Origin of the sequence: Amycolatopsis magusensis, from assembly GCF_017875555.1 — a bacterium.
GTDB lineage: Bacteria > Actinomycetota > Actinomycetes > Mycobacteriales > Pseudonocardiaceae > Amycolatopsis > Amycolatopsis magusensis.
Genome location: NZ_JAGGMS010000001.1, coordinates 1,221,857 through 1,234,039, shown reverse-complemented (window position 1 = coordinate 1,234,039; position 12,183 = coordinate 1,221,857). Strand labels below are relative to the sequence as shown.

The window sequence follows — 12,183 nt, the reverse complement described above, 5'->3', positions numbered from 1 at the left end:
CGCGGACCCTCGCCGACGGGGGTCTGGACTACGCTGGACTTGGGGACGCCCCCCTGGGAGTGGCGGGGGTTGTATTCGGGTGGGTTGCCGGGGCTCGGCAGTTGGTCAGGCGACTGGGGCTCGGGTCAGGACCACCGCGAAGCCGAAGGCCAGGCCCATCACCGTGAGTTCCAGCGTTGCCCACAGGGCCAGGGCGGTGCGTTCGTGGCGCATGATCTTCGGCATCAGCCGCCAGCGGACGTGGGCGCCGAGCGCGGCGATGACGCCGGTGCACACCAGTTTCAGCACCACCAGTTGCCCGTACGGCGTGGTGAACAGGCCGGTGAGCAGGTCCATCGTCGGGTTCAGGTTGATCTCGACGATGCCGTTGAACAGGCCGGTCGCCGCCGAGAGGAGCAGGCAGAAGGTGGCCAGCTTCGAGAACCGCGGCAGCGCGTGCGCGAGCAGGGTCCGGTTCCCGATCAATAGCACCGTCATCGCGCCGAGGCCGCCGGTCCAGGCGACGGCGCTCATCACGTGCAGCTCCATCGAGATCATCGTGTAGTCGTGGTAGTCCCAGTTCGACGCGTGCCCGGTGACCGGCAGCGGCAGCAGCGCGAACAGGCCCAGCCCGACCCGCACCTCGGCGGGCACCTTCTCCCCGTGCCGCAGCGCCAGCACCCCGAGCCCGGCGTGCACCAGCGCCAGCACGCCGACCACGAGCAGCGCCTTCCCGGCGCCGATCTGCACGATGTAGTCCCACACGTCCCCGGCGCCGATGGTTTCGGCACCCGGGCGGAACTCCGCGGTCTGCAGCACCAGCGCGACGAACGCGGTCGCCGACCAGACCAGCGCGGAAGCCACCGCCGCCGGCCGGGCCAGCCGCAGGATCGGTTCGGTCAGCTTCGGCCGGTCGTAGCCGACCAGCACCGACAGCAGCGACAGCCCGATCGTGGCGACCGCCGCGATGTCCAGCAGCACCCGCACGATCGGGATGGCCACCGAGACCACCTCGCTGACCTCGGTCACCCCGGGGATCGGCGCGGTCGCCGACAGGGCCACGCCGATCAGCGCGCCCACCAGTGCGGCGGTGACCACGCAGACCAGCGTGGAATAGCGGACCGGCGAGGTGGTCTCGGCCTGCGTCATGACTTCGTCGGTTCCTTACCCGCTCGCAGCGCGAACACCAGGCCCAGCGCGAGCAGCACGACCGCGCCGGCGATCCACACCCACAGCGGCACGCCGCCGGAGTCGCTGTCGGCCGCGCCGCCGCCGGTGCCGCCGGAGCGCGCGGCGTCGGCGGCCGCCGGGGTGCCGGTGCCCGCCTTGGCCAGGGTGAACTTGATCTCGTCGCTCACCGCGTGCCCGTCCGCGGACAGGATGCGGAAGCCCAGCGTGTACTCACCGGCCGGGCCGAGCGGGCGCAGCGGCGCGGTGACCACGTTGCCCTTGACCTCGACCGTGCCCTCGGCCCACTGCGAGCCGTCGGGCCCGGTGACCGCGACTTGGTTCACGTCGGCCGCCTGCACGTACTGGTCGAAGGTCAGCGTCACGCGCTGGGGGCCTTCCTGCAGCGACGCGCCCTTGGCCGGGTCGGACGACACCAGCACGTTGTGCGCCAGCGCCGGGGAGGCCAGGCCGAGCAACGCCGTCGCGGTCAGCAGCGCGACCAGGACGCGCCTCACGAGCTCGCCTTCCCCGACTTCCGGGCGCGGATGGTCGCGCCGGCGCCGACCCCGAGGCCGAGCGCGCCGACCGCGAGACCGGCCCCGCCGAGCCAGCGCGCGGTGTTGTCGGTGCCCGCGGAGGCCGACGCCTCGTTGTGCCCGGACGCCTGCTCACCCGAGGCCGCCGCGGTGGCTTCGTGCCCGTGGTCGCCACCGCTGCTCGCCGCGGCCAGCTTGATCGTCGGCGCCGGGTGCTCCGGCTCCTCGCCGCCTTCGGGGGGCGGCGGCGCGTCCCACGCGACCACCTTGCCGCTCTCGTAGGTCTGCGTGGCCGGCAGCACCAGGGTGTCCACAGTGGACGGAAGGGTCGAGGCGTTGAACTCGAACTCCTGGTATTCCGCGGATCCGGCGGCGATCTTGTTGCCGTCCTGCGCGGTCCAGGTGATCTTGCTGATCACCTCGGCGACGTCGGCGCCCTTGCCGTTCTTCACCGGCGTGGGCAGCGTGGCCTTGGTGATCTCGGCGGTCCAGCCGGGCACCGGCTTGGTCCTGGCCGAGGTGATGCCGTACTCGGCGGGGAAGGCGACCTCGACCTTGGTGGTGCCGGCGTCGGTCTCCTCGTTGGGCACGCGCAGCACGATCAGGCCGCGGCCGCCCTTCTGCGGCTCCTGCCCGTAGTAGTCCGCGGTGACGTGCGCCGAGGCGAGCCCGGCACCCATCAGGCCGGTGAGCCCGGCCACGCCCGCGAGCACGGTGGCACGCTGGATGAATCGCTTTGTCGACATGAAAATTCGCTCCTGAACAAGGGGGTTCGTAAGGACCGTGACAGTGCCTACGCGGTCCGGCAAGGAAGGTTCAGGCGGCGACGGGCGGACCGCGGCGGCCGAGCACGGTGCGCAGGAACACCGGGATCGCCCCGGCGGAGAGTTCGGGGTGGACGGTCACCGGCCGCACGGGCCCGCCGCGCACCGGGACCGCGGTCCAGACCACCGGCAGCAGCAGTCGAAGGCTCGCCACCACGACCGCCAGCAGCGACTCGGCGCGGGCCAGCAGCACCGCCGTGCCGAGCACCGCGAGCGCGTGCGCGGCGGTCATCGGCAGGGTGCCTTCGAGCACACCGCCGCCACTGTGGACGGACGTGTGCCCGCTCAGTTCGGTGAGCACGAAGTGCATCACCACCTGCGCCGGGCCCAGCACCAGCAGGATGCCGGGGAGCCCCTTCGTGCGGTCCGCCAGCGCGGTGGAGGTCCACCCGATCAGGGCAGTCAGCAGGAGGGTGAGCGAGGGGCTGGGCATGGCGCCGTCGGCCAGCCCGTGGGCGGTCACCGCGAGGGCCGCCGAAGTCGAGGCGAGCAACGTCCCGCGCACGACGCGTAACGCGCTGTGCTCACTGCGGATCCGGCTCACCAGACCAGCGTATGGGACGCTCCCACCTGCGGCGAAGCCCGTCCCGGCTGTTGAACGCAGTGTATCGGCGACTTCGCGCGAAAGTGGGGGGAAATCGTGATTGTCCCAGGTGGCACCGGGTGCGGGGATAAATCGCGTTCCGATTGACGCGGGTCCGTGCTTGCCGATTCCGGGGTGATCCGCAAATGTAAGCGCACCCAATGGCGGCTTGACCCGGTCAGCGATTCGGGGCACGCCGCGTACGGGGTACGGGTTAGGGTGCTGCACCAAACGGGTTACCACCGGGTCGGAAGGAGGTCGCGCCGATTCGTCGGCGCGTGCGTATGACTACGGGTCCGCAGGACGGCAAGCCAGGCGAAGGCGAGGTCGGGGGCGCGCACAGCGCGGAGCACACCGATCTCGCGAACGCGCCGGACACCACCGGCGCAGGGCACACACCAGAGGAGCACGTTCCACTCGAACTCGCCGCGGACAGACCAGCCGAGACCGACAAGGTGGTCTTCGGCGTCGCCGCGGTGCTCGCCATCGCCATCATCGCCTGGGGTGTCGGATCCCCGTCGAGCCTGGCCTCGGTCGCCAAGACACTGCTCAACAAAGCGGTGATTCCCTATGGCGGCTGGGCATTCGTGCTCACCGCCTCCGGATTCGTGTTGTTCGCCGTGTGCCTGGCCATCAGTCGTTACGGCCGCATTCCGCTCGGCCAGGACAAGGAGAAGCCGGAATTCCGGACCTCGTCCTGGATCGCCATGATGTTCAGCGCCGGAATGGGCATCGGACTGATGTTCTTCGGTGTCTACGAACCGGTTTCGCACCTCGCGAGCCCGCCGCCGGGTACCGCCGCGGCCGGCTCCGACGAGGCCGTGCACACCGCGATGGCGACCACGCTGTTCCACTGGACCGTCCACCCGTGGGCGATCTACGCCGTGGTCGGCCTGGCGATCGCCTACAGCACCTTCCGCAAGGGCCGCAGCCAGCTGATCAGCTCGGTGTTCGCGCCGCTGCTCGGCAAGCGCCGCACGGAAGGCCCGCTGGGCAAGGCGATCGACGTGATGGCGATCTTCGCCACGCTGTTCGGTTCGGCCGCTTCGCTGGGCCTCGGCGCCCTGCAGGTCGGCGGCGGGCTCGGCGCGGTCGGCTGGATCGACAACCCCGGCAAGGTCGTGCTGGTGGCGATCATCGCCATCCTGACCATCGCGTTCATCGCCTCGGCGGTGTCCGGGGTGGCCAAGGGCATCCAGTGGCTGTCCAACATCAACATGGTGCTGGCCGCGGTGCTGGCGCTGTTCGTGCTGGTGGTCGGCCCGACCGTGCTGATCTTCAACCTGGTGCCCGGCGCGATCGGGGACTACTTCCGCGAGCTGGCCGAGATGTCCGGCCGGACCGGGGCCACCGGTGGCGAGGAGATGCAGACCTGGCTGTCCGGCTGGACGGTCTTCTACTGGGCCTGGTGGATCTCGTGGACGCCGTTCGTCGGCATGTTCATCGCGCGCATCTCGCGCGGGCGCACCATCCGCCAGTTCATCATCGGCGTGATCGCGGTGCCGAGCGTGGTGAGCCTCATCTGGTTCGCCATCTTCGGTGGCGCGGCGATCGACCGCCAGCAGAACGGCGTGGACATCGCCGGGGCGGGCACCGAGCAGTCGGCGACCTTCGAACTGCTGGAGACGCTGCCGTGGTTCATCCCGATCGCGATACTGGTGATGGTGCTGGTGTCGATCTTCTTCGTCTCCGGCGCGGACGCCGCGTCGGTGGTGATGGGCACCCTGTCGCAACGCGGATCGGTGCACCCGAAGAAGAACGTGGTCATCTTCTGGGGCGTGCTGATGGGCGCGGTCGCCGCGGTGATGCTGCTGGTCGGCGGGAACGACGGCCTGAAGGGGTTGCAGAACCTGACGATCCTGATCGCCGTGCCGTTCGTGGTGGTGATGATCGGTCTGTGTGTCGCCGTGTGGCGTGACCTGCGCCATGATCCCCTGGTACTGCGGGAGAACGAGATGATGAGGTCGCTGGAACAGATCCACGAGGAACGCACCAACGGGGACACCAAGCCCCGGCGGCGGCTGCTCAAGGGCCGCCGGCCGTGAACCTCTTCGAATTCGTCGCCGACCGGTGGGATCGGATCTCGCTCGAGGCGTGGTTGCACGTGAGCGCGGTCGTGCAGTGCACGATCATCGCCGCGGTGCTCGGCGTGCTGATCGGGGTGGCGGTCTACCGCTCCCCGGTCGGCTCGGCCGTGGCCACCGCGCTGGCCAGCGCGATCCTGACGATCCCGTCGTTCGCGCTGCTCGGCCTCCTGATCCCGGTGGTCGGCCTCGGCACCGAGCCGACGGTGATCGCCCTGGTGCTCTACGCGCTGCTGCCGATCGTGCGCAACACGATCGTCGGGCTGGCCGGGGTCGACCCGGCCATCGCCGACGCGGCCAAGGGCATCGGCATGAGCCGCGTCGGGGTGCTGACCAGGGTCGAGCTGCGGCTCGCCTGGCCCGCCATCCTGGCCGGGATGCGGGTCGCCACCCAGATGCTCATGGGCATCGCGGTGATCGCGGCCTACGCCAAGGGGCCCGGCCTCGGTGACGAGGTGTTCTCCGGCCTGGTCCGCGCGGGCAGCGCCAACGCGGTCAACGAGGCGCTGGTCGGCACGATCGGCGTGGTCATCCTCGCGCTGCTCCTCGAGGGCGTGTACTTCCTGATCTCCCGTTTCACCATCTCAAGGGGTGTCCGTGGCTGAGAACGTGGCAACGTCGGCGACCGCCGTCGCGAACGGCGAAGAGGTCTCCGGGGTGGAGATCCAGCTCGAGCAGGTGAGCAAGCGCTACCCCGGGCAGCAGCACCCGGCGGTGGAGGACTTCTCCATGGTGGTGCCCGCCGGGAAGATCGTGATCTTCGTCGGGCCGTCGGGCTGCGGCAAGACCACCACCATGCGGATGATCAACCGGCTGATCGAGCCCAGCTCCGGCAAGATCACCATCGGCGGCGAGGACGCGCTCTCGCTCAACCCGGACCAGCTCCGCCGCAAGATCGGCTACGCCATCCAGCAGGCCGGGCTGTTCCCGCACTTCACCGTGGCGCAGAACATCGCCGTGGTGCCCGGCCTGCTCGGCTGGGACAAGCAGAAGGTGGCCAACCGGGTCGAGGAGATGATGGACCTGGTCGGGCTCGACCCCGGCCAGTTCCGCGACCGGTTCCCCCGCCAGCTCTCCGGTGGGCAGCAGCAGCGCGTCGGGGTGGCCCGCGCGCTGGCCGCGGACCCGCCGGTGCTGCTGATGGACGAGCCGTTCGGCGCGGTCGACCCGATCACCCGCGGCAACCTGCAGGACGAGCTGCTGCGGCTGCAGACCGAGCTGAAGAAGACGATCGTGTTCGTCACGCACGACTTCAGCGAGGCGGTCAAGCTCGGCGACAAGATCGCCGTGCTCGGCGACCGCTCGACGATCCTGCAGTACGACACCCCGGACGCGATTCTGGCGAACCCGGCGAACGACACGGTGGCCGGCTTCGTCGGCGCCGGTGCCTCGCTCAAGCAGCTGACCCTGCTGCGCGTGCGGGACATCGACTACAGCGACGAGGGCCTGATCACCGTCACGCACGGCGAATCGCCCGCCGACGTGCGCAAGCGGCTCACCGACGCGCGCAAGACCTACGGCCTGGTGCTCGACGACCGGCGCCGCCCGCTGAGCTGGGTGCACGTGCGTGACCTGGCTTCGGCGAGCACGCTGGCCGCGGTCGCCCGCCCGATCAACGACTCGGTGAGCACCCAGTCGACCCTGCAGGACGCGCTCGAAGCCATCCTCACCGAAGGCGGCCGCGCGGTGGTCACCGGGACGCGCGGGGAGTACGTCGGCGGCGTCGACATCGAGACCGTGATGGAGACGGTCCGGCAGTTGCGGGCCGAGCACGGGGACGACGCATGACCACGGCGCAGACCGACACCTCGGGCTTCACCACCGAATCGGGCTCGGCGCGCGCGGAGCGGGTGCGGTTGTTCGCGCAGCCGCTGGTGGTCGTCGTGGTCGTCGGCGCGGTGCTGGCGTGGGTGTTCTCCAGCGAGCTGAAGCCGAACGAGCTGAAGACGCTGAACGCGAGCACGCTGCTGTCCACGCTCGGCCAGCACCTGCTGATCACCGTGGTGGTCACCGCCATGGTGGTGGTCATCGCGGTCCCGCTGGGCGTCGCGCTGACCCGGCGCTGGGCGAAACCGGCCGCGCCGGTGTTCCTGGCCATCGCGAACATCGGGCAGGCCGCGCCGGCGCTGGGTGTGCTGGTGCTGTTCTTCCTGTGGACCGGCTGGGAGGGACTGTGGGTGGTCTCCATCCCGCTGGCCTTCTACTCGCTGCTCCCGGTGCTGCGGAACACCATGGTCGGGTTGCAGCAGGTGGACCCGGCGCTGATCGACGCCGGGCGCGGCATCGGCATGTCGTCGTCGGCGGTCCTGCGGCGCATCGAACTGCCGCTGGCCGTGCCGCTGATCCTCGCCGGGCTGCGGACCTCGCTGGTGCTCGCGGTCGGTACCGCGACGCTGGCGGTCTTCGTCAACGGCGGCGGGTTCGGCGTGCTCATCGACACCGGCTACAAGCTGCAGCTCAACCGCGTGATCGTGGTGGGCGCGGTGCTGGCGGTCGGCACGGCGCTGATCGTGGACTGGCTCGGCGCCGTCGCCGAGCAATACCTGGGACCGAAAGGGCTGCGATGAACCGCCGGATCCGCAAGATCACCGCGGCACTGGGTGCCGCCGTGCTGGCCTTGTCGGTGAGCGCGTGCGGGCTGGAGACCAACGCCGCACTGCCGTTCGCGGTCGGGCCGGGCTCGATCAAGGCGGTGCCCGCACTGTCCGGTGTGGACGTCACGGTCGGCTCGAAGGACTTCACCGAGAACATCGTGCTGGCCTACATGGCCGAACTGGCGCTTTCGGCGGCCGGGATGGACGTCACCGACCTGTCCGACATCAAGGGCTCGACGAACGCGCGGCAGGCGCTGCTGGCCGGTGAGATCGACGTGACCTGGGAGTACACCGGTACCGGGTGGATCAACTACCTGGGCAACACCGACCCGATCCCGGACGAGCGGGAGCAGTACGAGGCGGTGCGCAAGGCCGACCTCGAACTCAACGGGATCAGCTGGCTGGACTACTCGCCGGTGAACAACACCTACGCCTTCGCCACCACGGCGGCGTTCGCGCAGCAGCACAACCTGAAGACCACCACGGACATGACGAACTACCTGAAGCAGAACCCGCAGGAAGCGGTGTTCTGCGTGGAAACGGAGTTCGCCAGCAGGCAGGACGGCCTGCCCGGGGTGCAGAAGCTGTACGACTTCCCGACCACGGAGGTCAAGCAGTTCGGCACCGGGGCGATCTACGCCTCGATCGCCAACGAGACCTGCCGCTTCGGCGAGGTCTTCACCACCGACGGCCGGATCGCCGGGCTGAACCTGACGGTGCTGGAGGACGACAGGAAGTTCTTCCCGCAGTACAACGTCTGCCCGACGCTGCGGCAGGACTGGCTGAACGCCCACCCGGAGGTCGCCGACGTCCTGCGGCCGGTGGCCGCGGAACTGACCAACGACCAGATGATCCAGCTGGGCAAGAAGGTGGACATCGACGGCCAGGACGCCGGCGCCGTCGCCCGGGACTGGATGGTCGAAAAAGGCTTCGTAACCGCCGGCTGACCCCCCACGAATGTGGCTTTGGCCCACCCCCAAAGCCACATTCCACCCCCACGCCGTCAAACACCCGAACTACACACTCAGGCACCCGAACTACACACTCAGGCAGCTGAACTCCACGTTCGTGCAGCCGAGTTCCGCATTCGGGAGCGTGAACTACACGTCCACGCTTCGCGTTGGGGCAAGGTCACCATGCGTACGCCGGAGGGCGCCCGCTCATTCGCCACGCGCGAGTGTGGGATTCAGCTTCGCGAACGTGAGATTCGGGTGCCTGAGTGTGCGGTTCGGCTGCGGGAATGCAGAACTCGGGCGCGCGGACGTGGGGTTCGGGTGCGTGAGTGTGGGATTCAGTGTCGCGAACGTGGGGTTCGGGGTGGGGTCAGATGCCTAGGCGGTGGAGGAGTTGGCCCTCGAGGTGGTCCAGTTCGCTGCCGACGGCTCGGTGGGCGGCTTTGCGCCGCGAAGTCGGCATGCGTTCGGCGGCCCGGACGGAGGCGGCCAGCTGGTGCAGGGTTCCGGCGGCCCGGTCCGCGAACTTGGTGTCCTCGGCCGAGGCGTGCGGTGAGGTGCGCAGGTCGTCCAGGCCTTCGCCGACGCCGGCGATGCGTGCGTGCAGCCGGGCGCCCCGGCCGGTGAACTCGCCCAGCCGGTCGACGTCGATGCCGAGTTTGCGTGCCTGGTGCCGGTCGTAGGCGTCCCTGGCGGCACCGGCCGCGCGCACGGCGAACGGGGCCACCACCGGGATCACCGCGGGCCCGACCACCTTCGCCACGGCGAGGGCGTTGCGGGCCTTCTTCGGGGTGAACAGCCCTTCGGCTTCTTTCTCGATCTTCTTGCGGCCCATCGCGCGTCACCTTCCGTGCCCACCGGCGTCCACGGTGAACTTACTGCCCGCCCACGATCGGAGCACTTCGGCACGCGCTAACCCGACATCGACGGCGAGTGATCTTTTGTCGTACCCGCGACCTAGAGTAGGGGGATGGACCACGAGGTGTTGCTGGACGCGGGAGCGGTCACCCGCTGCCGTCGTCGGGTGCACCTCGACCACGACCCGGGCATGCGCGAGGTACCCCGCGCCCCGCAGGACCCGTCCGCCGCGCAGCGCATCGCCGACGCCGCCGCGCACCGCGAGGACATCGCCCGCCGGCTGATCGCGGCCACCGGCGAGGGCTGGGCAAGCGTGCCGCGTGAGCTGCCCGTGCCGGATCGGGCCGCGCTCACCGAATCCGCGCTGGCCACGAAAGCCCCGTTCATCTGGGGTGCGCTGCTGCCGGTCGACCACGATGGCGGCCGCCGCGGCGGGGTCGAGGTGCTGGTGCGCACGGCCGCCGGGTACGTCCCGGTGCTCGTGGTGCGCCACCGCATCACCGACCGCGGCGAAGGCGCGATGACCACCGGGCTCACCGACCTCGACCCGGACAACGCCACCCCCGACCCGGCGCGCAAGGTCCGCTCTCACCCGCGTGACCAGCTGCGCCTGGCGCACATCCGTCGCATGCTGCAGAAGCTCGGCCTCGCCGACCCGCGGGCGCTCGGCGGAGTGATCGGCCTCGACGCGGACGTGGTGCTCTGGCACGACCTCACCGCCCCCACCTGGCCCGGCGGCCGGGGCGCGCTCGACGAGTACGACGTCCGCTTCGCCGATCGGCTCGCCGTGGCGAAGGCGGCCGCCGCCGGGGACGAGCCGCTGGCGGAGCCGTCGCGCGTGCTCGAATGCCGCCACTGCCAGTGGTGGCCGATCTGCGGTGACCAGCTGCTCGCGGCCAGGGACGTCAGCCTGGTGGTGCGTGGCGAGGACGGTGTGGAGCTGCGCCGCGCCGGGGTGTCCACTGTGGACAAGCTGGCCGCGCTGGACCCGGCCGAGGGCCCGCCGGTGCCGTTGACCGGGGAGTCCTTCGGCAACTCGGTGATGCTGGCCAGGGCCTGGCTCGCGGACCTGAACGTGGTGCGCAAGGTCGACCGGATCGAGGTGCCGCGCGCCGACGTCGAGGTCGACGTGGACATGGAGAGCTTCGGCGATTCCGGCGCCTACCTGTGGGGCTGCCTGCTCTCCGGCGCGGACATCGGCGTGCGCCCCGGCTACCACGCCTTCGCCACCTGGGAGCCGTTGCCGACCACGGACGAGGCGCGTTCGTTCGCCGAGTTCTGGGGCTGGCTCACCGAAGTGCGCCAGCGCACCGAGAAGGCCGGGCTGACCTTCCGCGCCTACTGCTACAACGCCCTCGCCGAGAACCGCTGGCTCTTCGGCACGGTCAAGCGCTTCGCCGGGGAGGACGGCATCCCGCCGCGCTCGGAAATCCAGTCCTTTGTGGACTCCGACGAGTGGGTGGACCTGTTCCAGCTGGTCTCCGACCAGTTCCTCTGCTCACACGGCAAGGGCCTCAAGGTGATCGCCCCGGTGGCCGGGTTCAGCTGGCGCGACCCGGAGGCCAGCGGCGAGGCCTCGATGCGCTGGTACCGGGACGCGGTCGGCCTCGACGGCGACGAACCGCGCCCCGAGCAGGCCGAACGCATCCTGCGGTACAACGAGGACGACGTGCTGGCCACGTTCACGCTCCGCCGCTGGATGACCGACGAAGCGCAGAACGTGCCCTACATGGGTGACCTCTAGCGCGGCGCCATCCGCAGCGAGCCGTCCATCCGGATGACCTCGCCGTTGAGGTAGTCGTGGTCGATGATCGACAGCGCCAGCTTGGCGTACTCCTCCGGCTGCCCCAGCCGCTTCGGGAACGGCACCCCGGCGGCCAGCCCGGCGCGGAAGTCCTCGCTGACCGTGGCCAGCATCGGGGTGTCGATGATGCCCGGCGCGATGGTCATCACGCGGATGCCGTGCGAGGCGAGGTCACGCGCGGCGGAGAGGTTCAGCCCGACGATCCCGCCCTTGGACGCGGCGTAGGCGGCCTGCCCGATCTGCCCGTCGAAGGCGGCGACCGAGGCGGTGTTGATGATCACCCCGCGCGCGTCGTCGGCCAGCGGCTCGGTCTTCGCGATCGCCTCGGCGGCCACGGTGACCACGTTGAACGTGCCGATCAGGTTGATCTCCACGACCTTGCGGAACAGGTCGAGGTCGTGCGGGCCCTTCTTGGACAGGATCCGCGCGGACGGCCCGACGCCGGCGCAGTTCACCACCACGCGCAGCGGCGCGCCGGCGCCCGCGGCCTGCGCCACGGCGGCGCGGACCTGCTCCGGGTCGGTCACGTCGGCCTCGACGTAGGTGATGCCGTCGACCTGGTCCGCCTTCGCGATCGACGGGGCGAGGTCGAGCGCGAAAACTTTCGCGCCCCCGGCCGCCAGCGCCTGGGCGGTCGCGCCGCCGAGCCCGGACGCGCCCCCGGTGACCACGGCCGCGGTGTCGGTGATCTGCATGTCTGCGGTGTCCCTTCTAACCCGAGTACGGCACCAGGTTAACGCTCGTTCGCAGCCGTCGACCCCACCCGTCCGCCGGAGTACGCGGGTGTGTTCGCTGCTG

Annotated in this window: 12 protein-coding genes; 6 read left to right on the top strand and 6 right to left on the bottom strand. The window is 70.3% G+C overall.

From position 1 onward, the window contains the following. Window positions 1-105: 105 nt before the first annotated feature. The 4 genes from JOM49_RS05915 to JOM49_RS05900 all read right to left on the bottom strand — a co-directional run bounded on the left by JOM49_RS05915 (window position 106) and on the right by JOM49_RS05900 (window position 3,053). The gene (locus tag JOM49_RS05915) at window positions 106-1,128 is read right to left on the bottom strand and encodes a CopD family protein (RefSeq protein WP_209663344.1); all 1,023 of its coding nucleotides are present in this window, start codon (window positions 1,126-1,128) and stop codon (window positions 106-108) included. Continuing rightward, a complete protein-coding gene (locus tag JOM49_RS05910; protein ID WP_209663343.1) occupies window positions 1,125-1,664 on the bottom strand; it encodes a copper resistance CopC family protein in 540 nt (179 codons plus the stop codon). The genes JOM49_RS05915 and JOM49_RS05910 overlap by 4 nt, the downstream gene beginning before the upstream one ends. After that, window positions 1,661-2,431 carry a YcnI family copper-binding membrane protein gene (locus JOM49_RS05905; protein ID WP_209663342.1) on the bottom strand — a complete coding sequence of 257 codons (771 nt, stop codon included), beginning with the start codon at window positions 2,429-2,431 and terminating at the stop codon, window positions 1,661-1,663. Before JOM49_RS05905 ends, JOM49_RS05910 begins: the two co-directional genes overlap by 4 nt. A 70-nt stretch (window positions 2,432-2,501) precedes the next feature. Next, window positions 2,502-3,053 (bottom strand): hypothetical protein, encoded by a 552-nt coding sequence (locus JOM49_RS05900; protein WP_308158662.1) that lies wholly within the window; start codon window positions 3,051-3,053, stop codon window positions 2,502-2,504. Between the two features lie 323 nt (window positions 3,054-3,376). Between JOM49_RS05900 and JOM49_RS05895 the strand changes: the two genes are divergently transcribed. Genes JOM49_RS05895 through JOM49_RS05875 form a run of 5 tightly spaced genes read left to right on the top strand, consistent with a single transcriptional unit; the run spans window position 3,377 to window position 8,717 of the window. Continuing rightward, window positions 3,377-5,137 (top strand): BCCT family transporter, encoded by a 1,761-nt coding sequence (locus JOM49_RS05895; protein ID WP_209670860.1) that lies wholly within the window; start codon window positions 3,377-3,379, stop codon window positions 5,135-5,137. Continuing rightward, window positions 5,134-5,781 carry an ABC transporter permease gene (locus JOM49_RS05890; protein WP_209663341.1) on the top strand — a complete coding sequence of 216 codons (648 nt, stop codon included), beginning with the start codon at window positions 5,134-5,136 and terminating at the stop codon, window positions 5,779-5,781. The genes JOM49_RS05895 and JOM49_RS05890 overlap by 4 nt, the downstream gene beginning before the upstream one ends. Continuing rightward, a complete protein-coding gene (locus JOM49_RS05885; RefSeq protein WP_308158661.1) occupies window positions 5,768-6,964 on the top strand; it encodes an ABC transporter ATP-binding protein in 1,197 nt (398 codons plus the stop codon). The genes JOM49_RS05890 and JOM49_RS05885 overlap by 14 nt, the downstream gene beginning before the upstream one ends. Continuing rightward, window positions 6,961-7,743, top strand: a complete 783-nt coding sequence (locus tag JOM49_RS05880; protein WP_209663340.1) for an ABC transporter permease — start codon at window positions 6,961-6,963, stop codon at window positions 7,741-7,743. Before JOM49_RS05885 ends, JOM49_RS05880 begins: the two co-directional genes overlap by 4 nt. Then, window positions 7,740-8,717: a glycine betaine ABC transporter substrate-binding protein gene (locus tag JOM49_RS05875; RefSeq protein ID WP_209663339.1), complete on the top strand. Its 978-nt coding sequence runs from the start codon at window positions 7,740-7,742 to the stop codon at window positions 8,715-8,717. The genes JOM49_RS05880 and JOM49_RS05875 overlap by 4 nt, the downstream gene beginning before the upstream one ends. Window positions 8,718-9,093: 376 nt before the next feature. On the opposite strand, the gene JOM49_RS05870 is transcribed toward JOM49_RS05875, so the two are convergent. Continuing rightward, entirely contained in the window at window positions 9,094-9,558 is a 465-nt protein-coding gene (locus JOM49_RS05870) for a DUF6474 family protein (RefSeq protein WP_209663338.1), read from the bottom strand. Between the two features lie 135 nt (window positions 9,559-9,693). On the opposite strand from JOM49_RS05870, the gene JOM49_RS05865 reads away from it, so the two are divergent. Next, the gene (locus tag JOM49_RS05865; RefSeq protein ID WP_209663337.1) at window positions 9,694-11,325 is read left to right on the top strand and encodes a TM0106 family RecB-like putative nuclease; all 1,632 of its coding nucleotides are present in this window, start codon (window positions 9,694-9,696) and stop codon (window positions 11,323-11,325) included. Here the strand turns inward: JOM49_RS05865 and JOM49_RS05860 are convergent. Beyond that, a complete protein-coding gene (locus tag JOM49_RS05860) occupies window positions 11,322-12,080 on the bottom strand; it encodes an SDR family NAD(P)-dependent oxidoreductase (RefSeq protein WP_209663336.1) in 759 nt (252 codons plus the stop codon). The two genes, JOM49_RS05865 and JOM49_RS05860, sit on opposite strands and share 4 nt — an antisense overlap. Between the last annotated feature and the right edge of the window lie 103 nt (window positions 12,081-12,183).